19 protein-coding genes are annotated in these 22,818 nt (G+C 61.7%); 9 read left to right on the plus strand and 10 right to left on the minus strand.

Annotated features, from left to right (window positions below):
* Window positions 1-37: 37 nt before the first annotated feature.
* Window positions 38-2,695 carry a [protein-PII] uridylyltransferase gene (locus tag Q0844_RS09755; protein ID WP_299045272.1) on the plus strand — a complete coding sequence of 886 codons (2,658 nt, stop codon included), beginning with the start codon at window positions 38-40 and terminating at the stop codon, window positions 2,693-2,695.
* Here the strand turns inward: Q0844_RS09755 and Q0844_RS09760 are convergent, their stop codons facing one another.
* The 6 genes from Q0844_RS09760 to Q0844_RS09785 are packed head-to-tail and all read right to left on the minus strand — an operon-like array spanning window position 2,696 to window position 12,921.
* The gene (locus Q0844_RS09760; RefSeq protein ID WP_299044310.1) at window positions 2,696-4,327 is read right to left on the minus strand and encodes an alpha-D-glucose phosphate-specific phosphoglucomutase; all 1,632 of its coding nucleotides are present in this window, start codon (window positions 4,325-4,327) and stop codon (window positions 2,696-2,698) included.
* On the minus strand, window positions 4,324-6,456 hold the full coding sequence (glgX, locus tag Q0844_RS09765) for a glycogen debranching protein GlgX (RefSeq protein ID WP_299044312.1): 2,133 nt from the start codon (window positions 6,454-6,456) through the stop codon (window positions 4,324-4,326). The genes Q0844_RS09760 and glgX overlap by 4 nt, the downstream gene beginning before the upstream one ends.
* Window positions 6,453-7,871 carry a glycogen synthase GlgA gene (gene glgA / locus Q0844_RS09770; RefSeq protein WP_299044314.1) on the minus strand — a complete coding sequence of 473 codons (1,419 nt, stop codon included), beginning with the start codon at window positions 7,869-7,871 and terminating at the stop codon, window positions 6,453-6,455. The genes glgX and glgA overlap by 4 nt, the downstream gene beginning before the upstream one ends.
* Window positions 7,868-9,127, minus strand: coding sequence for a glucose-1-phosphate adenylyltransferase (gene glgC, locus Q0844_RS09775; protein WP_299044316.1), 1,260 nt, complete (start codon window positions 9,125-9,127; stop codon window positions 7,868-7,870). Before glgC ends, glgA begins: the two co-directional genes overlap by 4 nt.
* A 12-nt stretch (window positions 9,128-9,139) precedes the next feature.
* Window positions 9,140-11,296: a 1,4-alpha-glucan branching protein GlgB gene (glgB, locus tag Q0844_RS09780; RefSeq protein ID WP_299044318.1), complete on the minus strand. Its 2,157-nt coding sequence runs from the start codon at window positions 11,294-11,296 to the stop codon at window positions 9,140-9,142.
* Between the two features lie 35 nt (window positions 11,297-11,331).
* On the minus strand, window positions 11,332-12,921 hold the full coding sequence (locus Q0844_RS09785; protein WP_299044319.1) for an alpha-glucosidase: 1,590 nt from the start codon (window positions 12,919-12,921) through the stop codon (window positions 11,332-11,334).
* Window positions 12,922-13,333: 412 nt separating this feature from the next.
* On the opposite strand from Q0844_RS09785, the gene Q0844_RS09790 reads away from it, so the two are divergent.
* Window positions 13,334-13,690, plus strand: a complete 357-nt coding sequence (locus Q0844_RS09790) for a hypothetical protein (protein ID WP_299044321.1) — start codon at window positions 13,334-13,336, stop codon at window positions 13,688-13,690.
* 412 nt (window positions 13,691-14,102) lie between these two features.
* On the plus strand, window positions 14,103-15,641 hold the full coding sequence (murJ, locus tag Q0844_RS09795) for a murein biosynthesis integral membrane protein MurJ (RefSeq protein ID WP_299044323.1): 1,539 nt from the start codon (window positions 14,103-14,105) through the stop codon (window positions 15,639-15,641).
* Here murJ and Q0844_RS09800 read toward each other — a convergent pair.
* Complete coding sequence (locus Q0844_RS09800; protein ID WP_299044325.1) at window positions 15,638-16,321, minus strand: rhomboid family intramembrane serine protease; 684 nt, start codon at window positions 16,319-16,321, stop codon at window positions 15,638-15,640. The two genes, murJ and Q0844_RS09800, sit on opposite strands and share 4 nt — an antisense overlap.
* A 71-nt stretch (window positions 16,322-16,392) precedes the next feature.
* On the opposite strand from Q0844_RS09800, the gene trpS reads away from it, so the two are divergent.
* Together trpS and Q0844_RS20890 are read left to right on the plus strand one after the other, a co-directional pair.
* Window positions 16,393-17,415 (plus strand): tryptophan--tRNA ligase, encoded by a 1,023-nt coding sequence (trpS, locus tag Q0844_RS09805; RefSeq protein WP_299044327.1) that lies wholly within the window; start codon window positions 16,393-16,395, stop codon window positions 17,413-17,415.
* 164 nt (window positions 17,416-17,579) lie between these two features.
* A complete protein-coding gene (locus tag Q0844_RS20890) occupies window positions 17,580-17,897 on the plus strand; it encodes a GFA family protein (protein WP_366523002.1) in 318 nt (105 codons plus the stop codon).
* Window positions 17,898-17,949: 52 nt separating this feature from the next.
* On the opposite strand, the gene Q0844_RS09810 is transcribed toward Q0844_RS20890, so the two are convergent.
* On the minus strand, window positions 17,950-18,858 hold the full coding sequence (locus tag Q0844_RS09810; RefSeq protein ID WP_299044328.1) for a haloalkane dehalogenase: 909 nt from the start codon (window positions 18,856-18,858) through the stop codon (window positions 17,950-17,952).
* Window positions 18,859-18,986: 128 nt separating this feature from the next.
* Between Q0844_RS09810 and Q0844_RS09815 the strand changes: the two genes are divergently transcribed.
* The 4 genes from Q0844_RS09815 (at window position 18,987) to Q0844_RS09830 (ending at window position 22,161) form a co-directional block, all read left to right on the plus strand.
* Window positions 18,987-19,472, plus strand: a complete 486-nt coding sequence (locus Q0844_RS09815) for a VOC family protein (protein ID WP_299044330.1) — start codon at window positions 18,987-18,989, stop codon at window positions 19,470-19,472.
* Between the two features lie 220 nt (window positions 19,473-19,692).
* Entirely contained in the window at window positions 19,693-20,799 is a 1,107-nt protein-coding gene (locus tag Q0844_RS09820) for a class II histone deacetylase (RefSeq protein ID WP_299044332.1), read from the plus strand.
* 61 nt (window positions 20,800-20,860) lie between these two features.
* Entirely contained in the window at window positions 20,861-21,439 is a 579-nt protein-coding gene (locus Q0844_RS09825) for a nitroreductase family protein (RefSeq protein WP_299044334.1), read from the plus strand.
* Window positions 21,436-22,161 (plus strand): EI24 domain-containing protein, encoded by a 726-nt coding sequence (locus Q0844_RS09830; RefSeq protein ID WP_299044336.1) that lies wholly within the window; start codon window positions 21,436-21,438, stop codon window positions 22,159-22,161. Before Q0844_RS09825 ends, Q0844_RS09830 begins: the two co-directional genes overlap by 4 nt.
* Here the strand turns inward: Q0844_RS09830 and Q0844_RS09835 are convergent.
* A complete protein-coding gene (locus Q0844_RS09835) occupies window positions 22,112-22,387 on the minus strand; it encodes a DUF1467 family protein (RefSeq protein WP_299044337.1) in 276 nt (91 codons plus the stop codon). The two genes, Q0844_RS09830 and Q0844_RS09835, sit on opposite strands and share 50 nt — an antisense overlap.
* Window positions 22,387-22,791, minus strand: coding sequence for a methylmalonyl-CoA epimerase (gene mce, locus Q0844_RS09840; RefSeq protein ID WP_299044339.1), 405 nt, complete (start codon window positions 22,789-22,791; stop codon window positions 22,387-22,389). The genes Q0844_RS09835 and mce overlap by 1 nt, the downstream gene beginning before the upstream one ends.
* Window positions 22,792-22,818 lie beyond the last annotated feature (27 nt).

Raw genomic sequence — 22,818 nt, forward strand, 5'->3', positions numbered from 1 at the left:
TGCCGAGATTTTCGACAGCGGTGCATTTGACCTGTTGATGAGGACCCGCCCGGATCGTGCCGCCGTTGTCAGCCACCTCAAGGCCGCACAGAAAGCAGGCCGCGACACGATTGCCTCCGCCTTTCGCGCGTCCCCTTTCGCCTCGCGGGCCACGACGCAGGCCTATGCGTATCTGACGGATTGCCTGGTGCATGCTGCGCTGCATACGGCGCAGACCCTGATGCATCCAAACCCGACACCGACCCGCAGCGAGCGGCTGGCCGTGCTGGCCGTGGGCGGGTATGGCCGGGGCGAAATGGCCCCGTTTTCCGACGTGGACCTGTTGTTTCTGACCCCCTACAAGATCACCCCCTGGGCCGAGAGCGTGATCGAAACAACCCTCTATATCCTGTGGGACCTGAAGCTGAAGGTCGGTCATTCCAGCCGTACCGTGCGCGACTGCCTGCGCCTTGGGGCCGAAGACTTCACCATTCGCACCGCGATGCTCGAGCATAGGTTCCTGTTCGGTGACGCCCCCCTGGCCGCCGAGTTGGACAGCAAGTTGCGCAGCGACCTGTTCCAGGGCACGGAACGCGAGTTCATCGAGGCCAAGCTGGCCGAACGTGACGCCCGCCATGTGCGACAGGGCCAACGCTATGTGGTTGAACCCAACGTCAAGGAGGGCAAGGGCGGCTTGCGCGATCTGCAATCGCTGTTCTGGATCGGCAAGTATATTCACAAAGTCCAGGACGCCGCCGAACTGGTCCCCTTGGGCCTGTTTACCGAGGACGAGTTTGACAATTTCGTCGCGGCCGAGGATTTCCTGTGGGCCACGCGCTGTCATATGCATCTGATTACGGGCCGGGCCACGGATCAGCTGACCTTTGACATGCAGGTCGCCGTGGCCGAGGACATGGGCTATGAAGATCAGGCCGGGCGCCGTGGGGTGGAACAGTTCATGCAGGACTATTTCCTGCATGCCACTGCCGTGGGCGATCTGACCCGTATCTTCTTGACCAAGCTTGAAGCTGTCCACCTCAAGGCCGAACCCCTGTTGGAACGGTTGTTCAAACGCAAACCCCGCACGCGCGCGGGGTACGAGGTGATCCACAACCGCCTTGCCATCGCGGACGAGACCGCCTTTTTGTCCGACAAGCTGAACCTGCTGTGCATTTTCGAGGAAGCACTGCGCACCGGCATGCTGATCCACCCGGATGCCATGCGCACGATCAAGTCGAACCTGCATCTGATCGACGATGACATGCGCACCACGCCCGAGGCGCAACGCATCTTTCTTGACCTGCTGTTGAAACACGGCAACCCCGAACGGGCCTTGCGGCGGATGAATGAATTGGGGGTCCTGTCGGCCTTCATCCCCGAGTTTGAGCCCATCGTCGCGATGATGCAGTTCAACATGTACCACTCCTACACGGTGGACGAACACATCATCCAATGCGTGGCCCAACTGGCCATGATCGAGCGCGATGAACTGGAAGAAGACCTGCCTGTCGCCTCTTCGATCCTCAGGGAAGGGGTGAACCGCAAGGTGCTGTACGTGGCGCTGCTGTTGCACGACATCGGCAAGGGGCGACCCGAAGATCATTCCATCCTGGGCGCGCAGATCGTGCGCAAGGTGGCCCCCCGGCTGGGTCTGAAACAGGACGAGGTCGACACGGTCGAATGGTTGGTGCGCTATCACCTGCTGATGTCCGATATGGCCCAGAAACGCGACATCGCCGATCCGCGCACCGTGCGGGACTTTGCCAAGGCGGTGCAGACTGTGAAGCGGCTGGATCTGCTTTGTGTGCTGACGGTGTGCGACATTCGCGGCGTTGGTCCAAATGTCTGGAACAACTGGAAGGCCGTGCTGATCCGCGCCCTGTACCGCCAGACCCGCCGTGCGCTTGAAGACGGGATGGAGGCGCTGAACCGCGACAATCGCGGCACCGAAGCGAAAAAGGCGCTGCGGGCCGAACTGGCCGACTGGCCGCGCAAGGAGCTTCAGGCCGAAACGGCGCGGCACTACGATCCCTATTGGCAGGGCCTGCATGTCACCGCCCATGTCGTCTTTGCCCGCCTGTTGCGCGACATCGGCGAGAACGAGATCGCGGTGGACCTGCACCCGGACGAAGACCGCGACGCGACCCGCGCCTGTTTCGTCATGCCGGATCACCCGGGCATCTTCGCCCGGCTGACCGGGGCGTTGGCCCTTGTGGGGGCGAACGTCGTGGATGCGCGCAGCTACACCACCTCGGACGGATTCGTGACGGATGCGTTCTGGATCCAGGACGCCGACGGCAACCCCTATGACGCCGCGCGCCTGCCGCGCCTGCGCAAGATGATCGAACGCACGCTGGCGGGCGAGGTGGTGACCCGCGACGCCATGAAGGACCGCGACAAGGTCAAGAAGCGCGAAAAGGCGTTCAAGGTGCCCACGCACATCACCTTCGATAATGACGGGTCAGACATCTACACCATCATCGAAGTGGACACGCGCGACCGCCCCGGGCTGTTGCACGATCTGACGCGCACGCTGGCGGCCTCGAACGTCTATATCGCGAATGCGGTCATCGCGACCTATGGCGAACAGGTGGTGGACACGTTCTATGTGAAGGACATGTTCGGGTTGAAATACTATTCCGACGCCAAGCAGAAGACGCTGGAAAAGCGCCTGCGCGACGCGATCACCGAAGGGGTCGAACGCGCCGCGCGGTGATCAGGTGATGACGTCCGGGCCATTGCGACCGGTGCGCACCTTGATCTCGGCCAGCGAACTGGCGGCCGCGATAATGCCCGACAGCGCGTCTTGCGGGTCGCGGTGCAGCGCGGCGGGGTCGGTTTCCAGCTGTTCAAGATACACACGCAGCGTCGCCCCATCGGTGCCAGTCCCCGACAGGCGGAAAACGGCGCGCCCGCCCCCTTCGAAATAGATGCGAATACCCTGTCCCGACGACGTCGCGCCATCCACCGGATCGTCATAGGAAAACTCGTCCGCCGCAGATACGATCATACTCCCGGCGGTTTGCCCCGGCAGATCGTCCAGCCGCCCGCGCAGGTGGTCCATCAGATCGTTGGCCGCCGTTGCATCCACGGCCTCGTAATCGTGCCGGGAATAGTAGTTGCGGCCATAACGCGCCCAGTGATCCGCCATCAGGTCGGACACGGATTTGCCCGTGGCGGCCAGGATGTTCAGCCACAGCAGAACCGCCCAAAGCCCATCCTTTTCCCGCACATGGTTCGACCCGGTGCCCGCGCTTTCCTCGCCGCACAGCGTGACCTTGCCGGCGTCAAGCAGGTTGCCAAAGAACTTCCAGCCCGTGGGTGTTTCGAAATGCGCCATGCCCTTGGCGTCCGCCACGCGGTCGGCGGCGGCGGATGTGGGCATGGACCGCGCCACACCGGCCAAGCCACTGGCATAACCGGGGGCCAGTTCGGCCTTGTCAGCCAGAAGGGCCAGACTGTCAGACGGGCTGACGTAGCACTGCGCACCCACAATCATGTTGCGGTCGCCGTCGCCATCCGACGCGGCGCCGAAATCGGGCGCGTCATCGGCATACATCACATCCATCAATGCCTTGGCCCAGACCGGGTTCGGGTCGGGGTGCCCCCCGCCGAAATCGGGACTGGGGATCCCATTCATGACGGTGCCTGCAGGTGCGCCCAACCGGTCCTCAAGGATCGCAATTGCATAAGGTCCGGTGACCGCATGCATCGCGTCAAAGGCCATGCGGAACCCGCCCTTGAACAGGGCCGCAATGGCGTCGAAATCAAAGAGGGTGCCCATCAATTCGGCATAATCGGCAACAGGGTCCACAATCTCGACCTGCATGTCGCCAAGGCTGCTGGTGCCCAGCGCATCCAGATCGACATCCCCACCGTCCAGAATGCGGTACGCGTCAATCTCAAGTGTCCGGGCAAAGATCTTTTCCGTCACTCCTTCGGTGGCGGGGCCCCCGTTCGGACCGTTATATTTCAGACCGAAATCCGCGTTCGGGCCGCCGGGATTGTGGCTGGCCGACAGAATCAGGCCGCCGTCCGCACCGCGTTTGCGGATCAGGTGCGAGGCGGCCGGCGTGGACAACAACCCACCCTGCCCCACGATGCACTTGGCCGCACCGTTTGCTGCCGCCATGCGCAGGATGGTCCCGATGGCCACGTCATTGAAGTAACGCCCGTCACCCCCGACGATCAGGGTCTTGCCCGCAACACCGCCGATCCCGTCAAAGATGGATTGGGTATAGTTCTCAAGGTACCCCGGTTGCATGAAGACCGCCGTCTTCTTGCGCAGTCCGCTTGTTCCGGGCTTCTGCCCGCTGATCGGTGTGGTTGCGACGGTCTGAACTGTCATGCGTTGACCTTTCTGTCTTGCGCGGCCTGTCCACTCTTGGACGTGCCGCCAATCGGGCAGAGCTCAAGGGCGACAACGCTGTTGGGTGCAACGGACACTTCGCCTGTCTTCGCCGCCTCGGCTGGCTGGCCCGAGGTGTCGATGACCCGTTGCCAGCGATGGCCCGGCAGGGTTTCGGGAAGTGTCGCGCCGGTCTTGGCCCCTGCGTTGAACAGGATATAGATGGCGCCAAGGCGCGGCTCGTAGGCGGGTGTGCCGCGCGCCATGCGCATCTCGACGCCAAGGAATTTCAGTTCGGGATTGCCCCAATCCTCTTCCGACATGGCTGTGCCGTCTGCCTTGCGCCAGAACACGTCCGGCTTGCCATCAACCGCCCGCTTGCCCGCATGCAGGAACCGCTTTTGGCGCAGGATGGGGCTGGATTTGCGGAAGGCGATGATGTGGCTGCAAAAGGCAAGGAAATCCGGGTCCGCCTCGTCCCAGTTGACCCACCCAATCTCGTTGTCCTGGCAATAGGCGTTGTTGTTTCCCTGCTGGCTGTTGCCCAATTCGTCACCTGCCAGGATCATGGGCGTCCCTTGGCTAAGCATCAGCGTCGCCAGCATGTTGCGGCGTCGTTGCGCGCGCAGTGCCACGATCTCTGGATCATTTGTGGGCCCCTCGACCCCGCAATTGTCAGAGCAATTGTGGTCATGCCCGTCACGGTTGCCTTCGCCATTGGCGGCGTTGTGCTTTTGGTTGTAGCTGACGGTGTCCATCAACGTGAATCCGTCATGGGCGGTGATCAGGTTGATCGAAGACGTCGCAGGCCGCCCGTCATGATCAAAGCGCAAGGCGCTGCCGGTCACATGACCCGCCAGCTTGCGGGTGATGCAGGCATCGCCGCGCCAGAACTTGCGCACGTTGTCGCGGTACTTGTCGTTCCATTCGGTGAAAGGCGACGGGAACGCGCCCAGCTGATAGCCGCCCGGGCCAACGTCCCATGGCTCGGCAATCATCTTGACCTTGTTCAGCACCGGATCCTGTCGGATCGCGCGGCAGAACGGCCCGTCGCGGTCAAAGCCACCCGACGTACGCGCGAGGCTTGAGGCCAGATCGAACCGGAAGCCATCCACGTGCATGATTTCGACCCAGTAGCGCAAGCTGTCCATCACCATGCGCAACACGAACGGATGGTCCAGATCCAGCGTGTTGCCGCAGCCCGTATCATCCACGTAATAGCGCGGATCATCCGCCAGACGGTAGTAGCTGGCGTTGTCAAACCCGCGAAAACACAAGGTCGGCCCGCGTTGGTCGCCCTCGGCGGTGTGGTTATAGACCACGTCCATGATCACCTCGATCCCGGCAGCGTGGAACCGGGCCACCATCTGCTGGAATTCGGAAATGTCATGATTGCTCAGGTATTTGGGGTCAGGTGCAAAGAACCCGTAGGTCATGTAGCCCCAGTAGTTGCTAAGCCCCTTGTCGACCAGAAACCGGTCGTCCACGGCGGCTTGTGCCGGCAGCAATTCGATGGCGGTCACACCGAGGTTCGTCAGATGCTCCAGCATCTGATCGGACGCCAGCCCAAGGAACTTGCCCGCATGCGGCACGTCCTTGCGCTGCGCCGTCAACCCTTTGACATGTGCCTCGTACAGGATCGTGTCAGACCACGGCGTGTCCAGGCCCACCCGCTCGGCCCGGCCCCAGGTAAAGGCAGGGTCCACCACGACGGACCGGGGCATGTATGGGGCGCTGTCGCGGGTGTCGACACTCAGGTCCTTGTCCTTGTGCCCGATCTCGTAGCCGTACAGCGCGTCGTGCCATTCCACCTGTCCTGACAGGCGCTTGGCGTAGGGGTCCATGAGCAGCTTGTAGGGATTGAACCGGTGCCCTGCGGCCGGGGCATATGGCCCATGCACCCGGTAGCCATATTGCTGCCCGGGCCGCAGCCCGGCGATATAGCCGTGCCAGATGTGCCCTTCCCGCTCGGCCAGGTCGACAAGGTACACCTCGCGCCCCTGGTCGTCGCACAGGCACAGGACCACCCGTGTCGCATGTTGCGAGAACACGGCAAAGTTCACGCCCTCGCCATCGAACGTCGCGCCCAGGGGATGCGGCCTGCCCGCAGTCAGTTGGAATGGTGTCATCCAGAAGCCTTCAGGTCCGAGTACAGCGCAGCATAGGCCGCCGCCGATGGTGCCCATCCAACCGGATGCGCCATGGCGTTTCGCTGCATCTTTGACCACATCTTGGGACGCTCGAAAAGATCGCACAGCTGTGTCAGCGCATTTGAGAGCGCATCGGCGGTGATGGGGTGAAATTGCAGGCCCGTGGCAACCTCCTTGGCCAGTGTCGCGGGGGTCGCGGGCACCACCGTGTCGGCCAGCCCCCCTGTCAGGGCAACCACCGGCAATGTGCCGTATTGCAGCCCGTAAAGCTGCGTGAGCCCGCACGGTTCAAACCGAGACGGCACCAGGATCGCATCCCCGCCCGCCATCATGCGGTGTGACAGCGCCTCGTCATACCCGATGCGCGCGGCCACATGTGGATGGTCATAGTCGGCAAATGCAGCCTCCAACCCCGGGTCGCCGGACCCAAGCAGCGCCAGTTGCCCGCCCCGATCCAGCAGCGCAGGCAACGCCTCCAGAAGCAGATCAAGACCTTTTTGCGATGTCAGCCGGGATACCACCACGCAGAGCGGCCCGTCAGCAGACGGCAGGCCGAATTCCTCGCGCAGGGCGGCCTTGTTCGCCACTTTTCCGCGCGGGGTCTTGTAGGATCGGATGTGGCTGTCCACCGATGGCGACCACACGTCCAGATCGATACCGTTCAGGATACCCGACAGATCGGCGCGCCGGGCACGCAGTACACCGTCAAGGCCCATGCCGAAATCCGGCGTCATCAGCTCGCGGGCATAGGTCGGTGACACGGTTGTCAGGTGATCGGCATAGATCAACCCGGCCTTCAGCGCCGAAATCTGTCCCCAATATTCGACCCCTTCGCGTGTCAGATCAGCTTGGGCGATCCCCAGGGCCTTGGCCCGGTCCATGGGCACCAGCCCCTGAAAGGCGATATTGTGAATGGTCAACAGGCTTGGCACCGGTACCGCGTCGCGCCTGAGGTAGTAAGGCACCAACCCGGCCTGCCAGTCATGGCAATGCACAAGGTCAGGACGCCAATCGCCCACAGCACCGGCAGCAATATCCGCGGCAACCCGGCACAACGCGGCAAAGCGTTCGGGGTTGTCGGGCCAGTCCACGCCATCTGCATTCAGATATATACCAGCATCCCGGTCAAACAGATGTGGCGCGTCCAGAACCAACAGATCAAGGTCTACCGCCCTACCGGACACCACCCGTGCCGCACCGCCGAAACAGTCAAATGACGCGACCACCTGCTCCGCCTCCAGCGCGGACATCACCGCCGGATACCCGGGCAACAGCGTCCGCATCTCGACCCCCAGGGGCGCCAGAGCGGCAGGCAATGCGCCCGCCACATCCGCCAGACCGCCGGTTTTCACAAGCGGCGCACATTCCGAGGCTACGGACAGAACACGTGTCATTGGGCGGCCTTCCACGCCTCCACCATCGGTTTGGTGATCAGGGTCGTACCCTTTTCCGACACACGGAAGAACTTGGCGTCTTCGGTCGGATCCTCACCGACAACAAGGCCGGTTGGTATCTCTACCCCCCGGTCGATCACGCATTTGCGCAACCGGGCTGACCGGTGAATGGTCACATTGGGCAGCACCACGGAATGATCCAGCACCGCATAGGAATTGGTGTGCACGTCCGTGAACAGCAGTGAATTGCGCACCTCGGTCCCCGAGATGATGCACCCGCCCGACACCATGGACGAAATGGCGACGCCGCGCCGGTCCTTTTCGTCATGGATGAATTTGGCGGGCGGCACGCTTTCCGAATAGGTCCAGATTGGCCAGCTTTGGTCCCAAAGGTCCAGTTCGGGGGTAAAGTCGGTGAGGTCGATATTCGCCTCCCAAAAGGCATCGATCGTGCCCACGTCGCGCCAATAGCTGGGCGCGCCATCGGCCCGGACACAACTGTCGTCGAACCGGTGGGCGACGGCCTTGCCGTTCTTGACGATCTCGGGGATCAGGTCGTGACCGAAATCGTGGCTCGAATTGGGATCCTCGGCATCCTTCACCAGCAGTTCGCGCAGGAATTTCCAGCTGAAGACATAGATGCCCATCGACGCCAGCGCCTTGGTGTCATCCTCGGGCGTGCCGGGCGGATCGGCGGGTTTTTCCAGGAACGACGTGATGCGGCTGTTGGTATCTACGGCCATGACACCAAAGGCTGACGCCTCCGCGCGTGGTACGGTCAGACACCCCACGGTCACATCCGCGCCCTGTTCGACATGCTGGCGCAGCATGACCTCGTAATCCATCTTGTAGATGTGGTCGCCCGCAAGGATCACGATGTATTCGACGCCGTAACTGTCAACGATATCAATATTTTGCGTAACCGCATCGGCGGTTCCACGATACCACATCTCCTCGGACACACGCTGCGAGGCAGGCAGGATATCCAGAAATTCATTCCGCTCCGCCCGGAAAAAGTTCCAGCCGCGTTGGCAGTGGCGGATCAGGGAATGCGCCTTGTACTGCGTGGCCACAGCCATGCGCCGAATGCCGGAATTGACCGCGTTGGACAGGGCGAAATCGACAATCCGCGTCTTGCCGCCAAAGAACACGGCGGGCTTTACACGCCGGTCCGTCAGTTCCTTCAGCCGCGACCCGCGCCCGCCCGCCAGCACAAATGCCATGGACCGTTGCGCCAACCGTGTGGTGTCCGCCATATCGTTTCCTCCCTAAAGTTTCAGTCGGAACATCACCGTCGCCAATGGCGGCACGACAATATCCACGTGGTTGGGCAGGTCGTCCCAGTCGCCGCTGTGGCTTTGGACGTCTCCCCCGTTGCCCCGATCGCCACCGCCATAAACGGCCGCGTCCGAATTCAGGACCTCCTCCCAAAGGCCCGGAACCGGCACACCGATGCGCCATTGACGCATCACAGGGGTAAAGTTGCAGACCACGATCACGGGTGCATTGCCCTCTTCGCCGAAACGGGCGAAGGCGGTCAGTGACTGATCAGGGTCATTTGCGATCCAGCGAAAGCCCGACGGATCGCAATCGCGCCGATGGAGCGCAGGCGTTGCGCGATAAAGTTGGTTCAGATCACGCACCAGCGTCTGCACACCCTTTTGCTGGTCCCCGTGCAGCGCATCCCAATCCAGGGGCACGTCGTGGTTCCATTCGGACCATTGACCAAACTCGCAGCCCATGAACAGCAGCTTCTTGCCGGGGTGCCCCCACATGAACCCGTAGTAGGCGCGCAGGTTGGCAAACTTTTCCCACTCATTCCCCGGCATCTTGTCGATCATCGACCCCTTGCCGTGCACCACCTCGTCATGGCTGATCGGCAGGATGAAGTTTTCCGAGAAGGAATAGTCAATCGGGAAGGTCATCAGGTGGTGATCGTATTTGCGGTGAATGGGGTCCTTTTCGATGTAGCGCAGGGTGTCGTTCATCCAGCCCATGTTCCACTTGTAGCCAAAGCCAAGGCCACCCGCGTCCACGGGCGACGACACGCCGGGAAAGGCCGTGCTTTCCTCGGCCACGGTCATGATGCCCTCGACCTCACCGTAGGCAACGGTGTTCATTTCCTTCAGAAAATCAATGGCCTCGTAATTCTCGCGCCCGCCATCCCTGTTCGGTATCCACGCGTCGCCATCACGCGAATAATCGCGGTACAGCATCGATGCGACCGCATCCACGCGCAGCCCGTCGATGTGATATTCCTTGAACCAGTAAAGGGCATTTGCCGTCAGGTGATTGCGCACCTCGTTCCGGCCATAGTTGTAGATCAGCGTGTTCCAGTCCTGATGAAACCCCTCGCGCGGATCGGCGTGTTCATACAGATGCGTGCCATCGAACTGCGCCAGCCCATGGGCATCCGACGGGAAGTGCCCGGGCACCCAGTCCAGGATCACGCCCAACCCCGCCTTGTGCGCCGCTTCCACCAGATCGCGGAATTCATGCGGCGGACCGAACCGGATGGTGGGCGCATAAAGGCCCAAGGGCTGATAGCCCCACGACCCGTCAAAGGGAAACTCGCTGATCGGCAGGAATTCCAGATGGGTGAAGCCCATCCAGACGGCATAATCCACAAGCTCGGTCGCCAGTTCCTTGTAGCTCAGCCGCCGCCCGTCCGGCGTATGCCGCCACGACCCCAGGTGCACTTCGTAGACGGAAATGGGTTTGTCCCGGCTTTGCAGGGCGGCTCGCGACGCCATCCAGTCCGCGTCATCCCAGCCATAGCCCGTGATGTCGCGCACGACCGAAGACGTCTCGGGCGGATGCTGCGACCCAAGCCCCATGGGGTCCGCTTTCAGGAACGGCGCGCCGTGGCGCGGCGCGATCTCATATTTGTAAAGGTCCCCATCCGCGATCCCGGGCAGGAAAATCTCCCATACCCCTGTTGATCCCACCCGGCGCATCGGATGACGGCGGCCGTCCCAGACGTTGAAGTCTCCGACAACGGATACCCGCGCCGCATTGGGGGCCCACACCGCAAAATGCGTCCCGGCCACGCCATCGACGCAGGTCACATGCGCGCCCAGCGCCTGCCACAACTGCCTGTGGGTGCCCTCGGCGATCAGGTACTGGTCCAGATCGGTCAGAACAGGCCCGAAACGATAGGGATCGTCGAAGGACCATTCGGTGCCGTCCGAAAACGTGGCCGTCAGCGTATGCGTGAATTTCGAATTGGGAACTTTCGCAGCAAACAGCGGCCCTTCGATGCGGTCCAGAACGACTGTCTTGCGTCCCACAGTCGCCACGACCTGCACCGCATCCGGCACCAGGGCCACGCACCACGCGGCACGGCCCGTCTTGTGCACGCCCAGCACATCAAATGGCCGGTCATGGCGCGCCTCAAGCAGCGCGGCCACGTCCGCGCCGGTCATATGTGGCGGCAAGGCCGTGGTATCCGCCGCGTTCATCAGGCCAACTGTCCGATCAGAAACCCGCTGCCGCCCAAGGTCACCCGGCCCCCATTCATGTCTGCCGCTTGCGACAGCGCGGGCGTCACCATCCCCGGCAGGTCAACGGCCACGGGATTGGGGGACAGGTTGTAGATGCACATCATGTTATCTCCACGCGTGAACCCTAGCACGGGTTCCGGCAGATCAAGAAATTCAGTTTTGCCACGGCGCAATGCATCCGAGCCACGCCGCAGGGCCAGCATCTCGCGGTAGAACGCCAGAACGCTGTTGTCGCCCTGTTCGGACACCGCACGTGCTTGCTGTGGCGCCTTGACAGGCAGCCAGGTGCGGTTGGCTTTTGAAAACCCGCCATTGGCCGATCCGGCCTCCCACACCATCGGGGTGCGGCACCCATCGCGGCCCTTTTTCTCGGGCCAGAAGTTGATGCCTTCGGGATCGGTCAATTCGTCGAACCGCAGTTCGGTGTCGACTTGCCCCAACTCTTCCCCCTGGTAGAGACAGACGGACCCCTCAAACGCCAACAGCATCGCGGCCGCTTGCTTGGCCAGCGCATCCTGATCCGCCCCGTGCTCCAACCAGCGACCCACATGGCGGGGCACATCGTGGTTGGAAAAGGCCCAGCACGGCCAGCCTGCGGGCGCGTCGCGAAAGAACGCCTCGATCCGCTCGCGGAAGTGTTTGGGCGAGAAATCCGGCCCCAGCATTTCAAAGCTGTAGGCCATGTGCAGGCGCTGACCGGAGGTGTACTCGCCCATGATCTCGATGGAATGATGACTGTCCCCGACCTCACCCACCATGGTCCGGTTGTCATATTCATCCAGCAGCGCGCGCAGCTTCTCCAGGAACGCGATGTTCTCGGGCCGGTTCTTGGAAAACAGCGTGTACTGCATCTCGAACGGGCGGACGGCATCCTGCGCCCAATCGGACGGGTTGGCGGCATTGTCGCGCAGCAGGTGATCGTGGACATAGAAGTTCACGGTGTCGAGCCGAAAGCCATCCACACCCCGGTCCAGCCAGAAGCGCACGCAGTCCAGCAGATAGGTCTGCACATCAGGATTGTGGAAATTCCAGTCCGGCTGCTCTTTCAGGAAGTTGTGCATGTAGTATTGGCGGCGGCGCGCATCCCAGGTCCAGGCCGGACCACCAAAGATCGAAAGCCAGTTGTTCGGCGGCGTGCCATCAGGCCTGGGATTGGCCCAGACAAACCAGTCGGCATGGGGGTTGTCCCGGCTCTGACGGCTCTTTTCAAACAGGGCGTGCTGGTCCGATGCGTGGCTAAGCACCTGATCGATAATGACCTTCAGACCCAGATCATGGGCCTTCTCCACCATCGCATCGAATTCGGCCAAGCTGCCAAAAGTCGGGTCGATGTCGCAATACTCCGATACGTCATAGCCCATATCGGCCATGGGCGACGGGAACACCGGGCTCAGCCAGATGGCATCGACACCCAGGGACGCCACATGATCCAGACGGTCGATGATGCCCTTGATGTCACCAATGCCATCGCCATCCGCATCCATAAAGGACCGGGGGTAGATCTGATAAGTCACCGACCCGCGCCACCAATCTTGTCCATCTGCCATCTTGAAATCCCTTGTCCAAGGAGTGTTAGCCCTAACATTCAAAGCGCTTTGATATGCGCCAAACGGGTGGAAAGCAAATGATTCAGGGCGTGGTCGTGCGCAGACGCAGCATAAAGTGTCGGCCCGTCCACGCAGTAACAGGTTTTGGTCAGAAGTGGCTTGGAAATGCAGGAAGCGTTTCGCCTGTGTCTTGGGGATGGCTGGTGTGCGGACAAAACTGCCTTTTATTACAACTAGGCCAATGTCAGTTTTTGAGAGACATCGACGTTACAGTGTGTAACGTGTAGCGGTCTCCGCTGAAGTTTGGGTTTCTCAGTTGCCTAGGAATATGGGGAGAAAACCAGGACAGGTGCCGACAGCAAACGGATTCTGTCTTAATTTTTGTTGTTTGAGTCGAGCATGGGAGCTACTGATGAAAAAAATCCTTCTTTTGATCAGCATGGCATTAGTGGGACCAACTGCTACAGCACAAGAATCCTTTGATGAAACAAAGATTGATATAGTTCTTAAAAACACTCTGCCCGATCCTTTGTTTGGAGGGGCAAACCTTTTTTTTGATCTAAATAATTATTCCTCTTACGTAGGAGATGTTTTGTTCTGGATTGAACAAGACGGACGAGAGTTTTGCGTTCATGTCACAGATGTTGCAGCTCAGGCTGGCTACAACATGAAAATGAAGTGTGGAGAACTTCGTAGTGGCAATTTCCGCATTCTCTACACGCACCCAGCAACCCGACCTCGTTTGGCTAGGCGAGCGAAGCGGAGCTAACAGTCCAGGTTATCATTTAAAGTGCGCGTGCCTGAATTTGTCTATACGTGAACCATCTCACCAAGCATCACTCGCTGCTGACGCGCACGTCTAAAATCTGTTGAACGCAAATACTCTGGTTACCTTCTTTGACTTAAAGCCATTGATGACCAATAAAACCTTTTGATATCAAAGCGCAGTAGAACTGTGTCTATTTTAGCGTGCATTTTTGACCGCACGCAGAAGAGCGGACATTAGGGTGCAGAGCAGCATCCGCCACTCCGGGCTCATAGCAGACACCTATCGATCTTAGATGCCTGCTTCCTGCGTCCCGTCGATGCCATAGTACTGTGTCGCTCCAATCCGCGCCTGCCAAGCCAACACCAACATAGCCCCATTGCGCGCGGCGCGGCCAGCCGCTACCCCATTTGCAATGAAACCGGTCCGCCTTATCAGCGGCTTCCTGACCGTGGGCGTCTGGACGCTGCTTTCCCGCATCTTGGGCTTCGTGCGCGAGATAATGATCCTGTCGCTGATCGGTCCCGGCCCGCTGATGGATGCCTTTGTCGCCGCGTTCCGCCTGCCCAACATGTTCCGCCGCTTCTTTGCCGAGGGCGCGTTCAACGCCGCATTTGTCCCGATGTTCTCGTCCAAGCTGGAGGGGAAAGAGGACGCCGCGCGGTTTGGGCAGGATGCGCTGAACGGTCTGGCGCTGGTGACCCTGATCCTGACAGCGCTTGCCATGATCTTCATGCCTGGGCTGGTCTGGGCCACGGCGGGCGGCTTTGGGGCTGAACGGTTTGACCTGGCCGTGGGCTTTGGCCGGATCGTCTTTCCCTATATCTTCTTCATGTCGCTGTCGGCCCTGTTTTCTGGCGTTTTGAACGCCACGGGCCGGTTCGCGGCGGCAGCTGCCGCGCCTGTCCTGCTGAACGTCATGGTGGTCGCCGCCATGGCCCTGGCCTGGGCCACAAGGGGCGAGGCGATCACATGGCTGATCTGGACCATCCCGCTGGCCGGGGTCGCGCAGCTTGGGCTGACGTGGGGGGCCGCGGCGCAGGCGGGGTTTGCCCTGCGCCCCGCGCTGCCGCGCTGGACCCCGGATATGCGCCAGATGCTCCGCACAGCGGTGCCCGCCGCGCTGGCCACGGGTGTCATGCAGATCAACCTGGTCATAGGGCAGCTTGTCGCCTCGACCTACGACAACGCGGTCAGCTGGCTGTTTGCTGCGGACCGGCTGTACCAATTGCCGCTTGGCGTCGTGGGCATCGCGGTGGGCATTGTTCTTCTGCCTGACCTGTCGCGCCGGTTGAAGGCCGGGGATACGGAAGGCGCGCGCGCCGCCTATTCGCGCGCGACCGAATTTTCCATGGCGCTCACGCTACCCAGCGCCGTGGCGTTGATGGTCATCCCGTTGCCTCTGGTGTCGGTCCTGTTCCAGCGCGGGGCCACGGGTGCAGACGATGCTGCGGCCATCGCCGTCGCGGTCGCGATCTACGGCGCAGGCCTGCCGGCCTTCGTGCTGCAAAAGGTGCTGCAACCGCAATACTTCGCACGCGGCGACACACGGCGGCCGTTTCACTACGCGCTGATCGCCATGATCATCAACGCCGCCATCGCGGTTGGCCTGTCGCCCGTGATCGGCTGGATCGCGCCCGCCGTCGCAACGACAGTGGCCGGATGGGCCATGCTGGGCCTGCTCTATTGGGGGGTAAGCGGCATGGGGGACGTGGTGCGTACCGACGACCGGTACCGCACCCGCCTGCCCCGGATCATTGCGGCATCCGTGGCAATGGGTCTGACGCTCGGCATTGTGGCGACACTTCTGAAACCCGCGCTCGGGACAGAGGGCGTGCGCTACATCGCCCTGCTGGGGCTGATCATCCTTGGGGCCGGCAGCTACTTTGGCATTGCGCATGCCATCGGCGCCATGCGCCTGTCGGACATCAAAAGCGCGGTGCGGCGTGGTTAGCGACGGCGCAAGGCGGCCAGAACCCGCACCCAACCGCCCGGCATGACAAACGCGGTGAGGGCGAACCCCGCGCAAAAGCCGGACAATTCCGCCACCCAGGCATAGCCAACCTGAAAGAACATCCCGAACAGCAGCTGCAGGCCCATCAGCACCCCGATCAGGGTAAAGGCCTGGGCCTGCGGCCCTCCGGTCGCGGCCTGTTTCTGCCAGTACAGAAACGTGAACACCCCGATCAGGCCATAGACGCTGGGATAGGCCCCGATCAGCCACGCCTGATCCGTCACAAGGGCAAAGACCAGCGCACCAATGATGCCGCACAGCACAAACATCAGGATCACGGCCCACCCGCCCATGACCTCGCCCACCAGCTTGCCCATGGCCAGCAGGATCACGCCCGCAAACACGGTCGAGGTGAAGGTGCCGTGCACAAAGGGATAGGTCACGAAACGCAGCACATGCTCGGGCAGCAATCGGCCCGTTTCCAGCATGAAATCGAACGCCTCACCGGAAAACGCGTAATCATTCAGGGCCTGCAACCGCCAGCCCACCGCGCCCGGTCCGCCGATCAGATTGGCCTCGCCCAGCGAGAACGCCAATTCCGGCAGTGCCACGGCTGCAAACAGCAGCCAAACGGCGGGCGGCAACGGGTTCACGGGACTGGGATCATACTGCTCGGACATCGGGCCTGCCTGCTTGACGCGTGTTGACCCCATGGGTAAGCCAACCCGGCATATTTGCCCAGAGGTTACCCATGTCAGACAGCCAATTCACACCCCGCGTGTTCTCGGGCATCCAGCCATCGGGCGGGCTGACGCTGGGCAACTACCTCGGGGCCATCAAACGCTTTGTGTCCATGCAGGACGCCGCGTTCGAGACGGTCTATTGCATGGTCGACCTGCACGCGATCACCGCCAAGTTCCTGGACCCCGCCACGCTGCGGCACAACACGCGCGAACTGGCGGCCGGGTTCATCGCGTCGGGCATCTCGCCTGACAAATCGATCCTCATCAACCAAAGCCAGGTGCCCGAACACGCGCAACTGGCCTGGATCTTCAACTGCGTGGCCCGCATGGGCTGGATGCAGCGCATGACGCAATTCAAGGACAAGGCCGGCAAAAACGCCGAGGCGTCTTCGCTGGGTCTCTTTGCCTACCCCGCGCTGATGGCGGCCGACATCCTCATCTACCACGCCACGCATGTGCCCGTGGGTGACGACCAGAAACAGCACCTCGAACTGACGCGCGACATCGCGACCAAGTTCAACCACGACTACGGCGTCGACTTTTTCCCGATTACAGAACCGGTGATCGAAGGGGCGGCAACACGCGTCATGTCCCTGCGCGACGGGTCCAAAAAGATGTCGAAATCCGACCCCTCGGACGCCAGCCGCATCAACATGACCGACGATGCCGACACCATCGCCAGGAAGATCCGCAAGGCCAAGACCGACCCCGACGCCCTGCCAAGCGAGGCCAAGGGGCTGGAAGACCGCCCCGAAGCGCGCAACCTCGTCAACATCTACGCCGCGCTGGCGGACATCAGCGTGGACCAGGTGCTTGCTGATCACGGCGGCGCGCAATTCGGCACGTTCAAACCGGCACTCGCGGAACTGGCGGTCGACAAACTCTCCCCCATCTCGGCCGAGATGGCGCGCCTGATGGATGACGTGACCGAGATCGACAGGATCCTCGCCCGCGGCGCCGAGCAGGCGCGCGAGATCACCGCGCCGATCTTGAAAAGGACCTATGAGATCGTGGGGATGGTGGGCAGTTAACCGATCCGAGAAAGGGTGGGTAAGGTCCGGAGTGCGGACGAAGCTGACATTACCTGACTTCTATTCTAACGTTTAGAAGCGGAGGAACAGCAATGTCAGAGCGATTGTCTGGTGGATGCAAATGTGGGTTGGTTCGCTATGAAGGAACCCGAGTGGATGTCCCAATGTTTCGATGTCATTGCCGTGATTGTCAGCAACTCACCGGCTCGGGGCATTCAGAGATGATGCCTCTCGCACGCGACAGCTTTTCGATAACAAATACCTGCAAAACATATGAGATGACGGGTGGATCAGGTCAGTCAACGTTCAGCGGATTCTGTCCGAATTGTGGATCACAGGTTACACGCAACAGCCAACGGATGAGTGATCGAATATACGTGCATGCGTCTTCCCTGGACGACCCAGGCAAGTATGAACCGGCAAAGTCGATTTGTCCGAACGCTGCTCAAGCGTGGGATGAGGCATCAATTATTCAGAGGTGATTTGGGCTCAAAGCCGCCGCCGCCCACCTCCCCAATCTCCAACCACTCCGCCCTACCCATTGGCCGCCATAAACGCCACCGCCGCCCGGGCCAGCTCCTCCCCCACGTCCTCCTGCAAGAAGTGTCCGGCCCCGTCAAAGATCACGTGATCCTGCCCAGCCGCGCCCGGCATCATGCGTTGAAACACCTTCTCCACCCCCGCCATCACCCTGTCCTGCGCGCCAAAGGCGGTCAGCACGGGCAACTCCAACCCCGCCAGCACGCGCCACGCCGCGCGGTTCGGCTCTGCCGCGGGATCGTCGGGGCTGTCCGGCACCAGCATCGGGAACATCCGCGCGCCGGCCTTGTGACTCTCATCCGGGAACGGGGCGTTGTAGGCAGCGACCTCCGCCTCCGTCAGCTTGGTCTCTGTCCCGCCAAAGACAATCCGTCCGGCATCGAACGGATCGACCGTCTGGGAAAAGTCGCGCCACGCCTTGAACGCATCGCTCATGGGCTGGTCGCCCGTGGGCAGGGCGGTATTGGCCACCACCAACCGCCTGAACCGCTCCGGCATCGCCGCCAGCAGGCGCAACCCGATCAGCCCGCCCCAGTCCTGACAGACCAGCGTGATGCCCGTCGCATCCACCTGCCGCAACCAGTCGCTCATCCAGTCCACATGCCGCTGATAGGTGTAGTCCGACTGCGCCACCGGCTTGTCCGACCGTCCAAAGCCCACCAGGTCCGGGGCCAGCACCCGGTGGCCCGCAGCGACAAAGACAGGGATCATGTGGCGATAGAGGTACGACCACGTCGGCTCGCCATGCATCACCAACACCACCTCGCCGTCGCGCGGCCCCTCGTCCAAAAAATGCACCCGCAGGGTTCTCCCTTCGGTGTCATCGACCTCGACATAGTGCGGGGCGAAATCGAAATCCGGCAGCCCGTCAAAGCGGGCGTCATCAGTGCGCAGCACGTCCATGTGATCCTCCTGTGGCAGGCATCCAGCCTAAGGCGCGCTTCGTGCGCCTGTCTACCAATCCTGTGCGCCCATGCGCATGGGCAAGCCTGACATGACCTCCTACAGTCGCGGGCAAAGGAGAGCACGACATGACAGCACAGGTTCCGGCCGCAACGTGCGTTGGCCACATCCATCTCAAGGTCACGGACCTTGAACGCTCCATCACCTTCTACCGCGACGTGTTGGGCTTTGCCCTCGTCCAAAGCTACGGGATGCAGGCGGCGTTCCTGTCGGCGGGCGGCTATCACCACCATATCGGGCTGAACACATGGCACTCGCGTGGGGCGGGGCCCGCACCGGAACGGGCGGCGGGGCTCTATCACGCGGCGTTCCTCTTTCCTGACCGCGCGTCGCTGGGCGCGGCACTCCGGCGTGTCCTCGACCACGGCACCCCGCTCGACGGGGCCGCAGATCATGGCGTGTCCGAGGCGGTCTATTTCCGCGACCCCGACGGCAACGGGATCGAACTGTACCGCGACCGGGCGCAGGCCGACTGGCCACGCGGCGCGGACGGCGCACTGGCCATGGTCAATGACCCGCTCGATGTCCAGGCACTTCTGGCCGACGCGCGTTAACCCTTTGGTCATGTTTCACAGCGCACGCCCCGTTAACCACGGGTTCGGCGCACACGCGGTGTACGGGGTGTGCACAGGGTGTGCACGCGTGGTGTATCGCCCAAACACCTTGTTTTGCGGGCGTTAACCCTGATTCGCGGCGCCATGGCGGATCGGCCCACCGTACGTTGCGCCTGGCCCCGTTTTCCGCCACGGTGCCGCTCGAACGCAGGAGGGGCAGATGAGCACCGGATTCTACTGGGACGAACGCACCATGTGGCATGGCGGTGGCAACTACGCCTTCACCGTGCCCTTGGGTGGCTTGGTGCAGCCTCTCGCCGCCGGTGGCCTGCCCGAAAGCCCCGAAACCAAGCGGCGCATGAAGAACCTGATGGATGTCACCGGGCTGACCCGGGACCTGCACGTCACCTCGGCGGATGTCGCAACCACCGAACAGCTCTTGCGGGTGCATCCACAGGAATACCTGAATGAATTCAAATCGCTATCCGATGCAAACGGGGGCGAGATCGGCCACCACGCCCCCTTCGCGAAGGGGGGATACGACATCGCGGCACTGGCAGCGGGTCTGACCGTGGCCGCGGTCGAGGCGGTGCTGGCAGGCACATATGACAACGCCTATGCCCTCGCACGCCCGCCCGGCCACCATTGCAAAGCCGCAACCCCCATGGGCTTCTGCCTCATGGCCAACATCGCCATCGCGGTCGAGGCGGCCAAGGCCACCCGCCCCGACCTGCGCGTGGCCGTTCTGGATTGGGATGTGCACCACGGCAACGGCACGGAATCCATCTTCTATGACCGCGCCGACGTGCTGACCATCTCGCTTCACCAGGAGGGGAATTATCCCCTGGATACCGGGTACTTAGCCGACCGCGGCACGGGTGTCGGAGAAGGTGCGAACCTGAACCTTCCCCTGCCCGCCGGCGCCGGTCACACCGCCTATCTTCATGCCATGGACAGGGTCGTCACCCCAGCCATCGACGCTTTCAATCCCGATCTGATCATCGTCGCCTGCGGCTTTGACGCAGCCGCCGTCGACCCCCTCGCCCGCATGCTTGCCACGGCCGAGACGTTCCGCGAAATGACGCTCAAAATCAAAGCGTTAGCCGAACGCATCTGCGACGGAAAACTCGTCCTCAGCCACGAGGGCGGGTACTCGGAAATCTATGTCCCCTTCTGCGGCCATGCCACGCTTGAGGCGCTGTCCGGCAGCGCAATCACCGCGGCAGACCCGATGGCCCGCGCCCTGAACACCCGCCAACCGGGGCCAAGGTTCGATGCGTTCCTGCGCGCCGAAATTGACCATATGGCACAACAACTTGGCCTCTAACCCCTTGACGTCGCAGCCCTTCGCCACGACATGACCTTCAACATGTAAAAAGGCGTAACATATGCCCGCACGCAACCAAGCCGCCCTTGACTTTCTGCTCAGCCGCCGGTCCCGCCCGGCCAAGACACTGTGCGAACCGGTGCCTGACCGCGCGACCCTCGAACAGCTTCTGATCGCTGCTGCGCGCACGCCGGATCATGGCAAGCTTGAACCATGGCGCTTTGTGGTGCTGGGCAAGGGCGCGATGCCGCGACTGGCCCAAATCGCAGAACAACGTGGTCATGCACTTGGTCTGGATACGGAACAAATCGCAAAGGGACGCAGTCAATTTGATCAGGGGCATCTGGCCGTTGCCGTCATCGAAATCAACCGTCAGGTCGAAAAAATCCCAACACTTGAAATGACTTACTCGGCAGGCGCCGTCTGTCTCTCGCTCCTGAATGCTGCCTTGGCGGCAGGATGGGGGGCAAACTGGCTGAGCGGTTGGCCCAGCCACGATCGCGGCTTCATGGTCGACGCGCTGGGTCTTGCAAACCACGAACGCATCGCGGGCTTCATCCATATTGGCACCGAAACCTCGGCCCCACCAGAACGGCCACGTCCGGATGTCCCCGCCATCACCACATGGGTCGACGCATGATCCTGACCTCTTTCTTCGCGGCCCTTGGACAGATCAGCGACCCGCGTTTTCGGCGCGTTCTCTTGCTGGGTATCGCGCTTACCATCGCGTTGCTGATTGCGGCGACGTCAGGTTTTGTGTGGTTTATCGGATGGCTGACCGCGGACGGGGTATCTGTTCCATGGATCGGAACGATCACCTGGCTGGGTGATATCATCACCTGGAGTTCGTTCTTCCTGTTCCTTGTCCTTTCGGTCTTTCTGATGATGCCGGTGGCATCCGCGATCACCTCGATGTTCCTGGAAGAAGTCGCGCAAGCGGTTGAAGACAAACACTATCCCCATCTGCCGCCCGCACACAGCATCCCTTTCGGCGATGCGGTCGTGGATACGGTGAACTTTCTTGGTGTCTTGATCGGCGCCAACATTCTGGCGCTGATCCTGTATGTCTTCTTCGCCCCGGCGGCGCCTTTCATCTTCTGGGCGCTGAACGGGTTCCTTTTGGGGCGGGAATATTTCACGCTGGCCGCCATGCGCCGCGTGGGCCGTGCACAGGCCAAAGAGCTGCGTCGCGCGCACAACGGCACCATCTGGCTGGCCGGAACGCTAATGGCGATCCCCCTGTCCGTGCCCCTGGTGAACTTGCTGATCCCCATCATCGGGGCCGCAACCTTCACCCATATCTTTCACTCGGTCACAGCGGCTCAAGCGCCCGGTCAAAGAAGTTCATATCGTCCAGACTGATCCATCCCGACAGGATGATCCCGGCGATGACAATCCACAACACCAGGGCAACCCATGTCACAATCCACGCCTTGCGACGGGTGTGGTGGTGTTCGGGCGCACCGGCATGGGTGCCCGGCTCGACCGCGCCCAGATCACCTTGGGTCTGCACCTTGATCGGCAGGGCAATCAGAAAACACAGCCACCAGATGACCGCATAAAGAACAAGGGCTGATGTGATCCCCATCAGACCTGCTCGAGCTCGGTCAACGTGCCGTTCATGTCCTTGGGATGCAGGAACAGGACCGGTTTGCCGTGGGCCCCGATCTTGGGTTCCCCATCCCCCAGAACGCGCAGGCCGCTGGCCTTCAGGTGGTCGCGGGCAGCGATGATATCTTCGACCTCGTAGCAGACGTGGTGGATACCGCCCGACGGGTTCTTGTCGAGAAACCCCTGGATGGGGCTGTTGTCGCCCAAGGGGTACAGCAATTCGATCTTGGTGTTTGGCAATTCAATAAAAATGACCGTCACGCCGTGATCGGGTTCGTCCTGCGGCTCCCCCACATTTGCGCCCAGCGCGCTGCGATATTGTGCGGCGGCGGCGTCTAGGTCGGGGACAGCGATGGCGACGTGGTTCAGGCGACCGATCATGATTCAGGGCTCCGTTGACGTGTATTT

The sequence above is a fragment of the uncultured Tateyamaria sp. genome, from assembly GCF_947503465.1.
Classification (GTDB): Bacteria; Pseudomonadota; Alphaproteobacteria; order Rhodobacterales; family Rhodobacteraceae; genus Tateyamaria.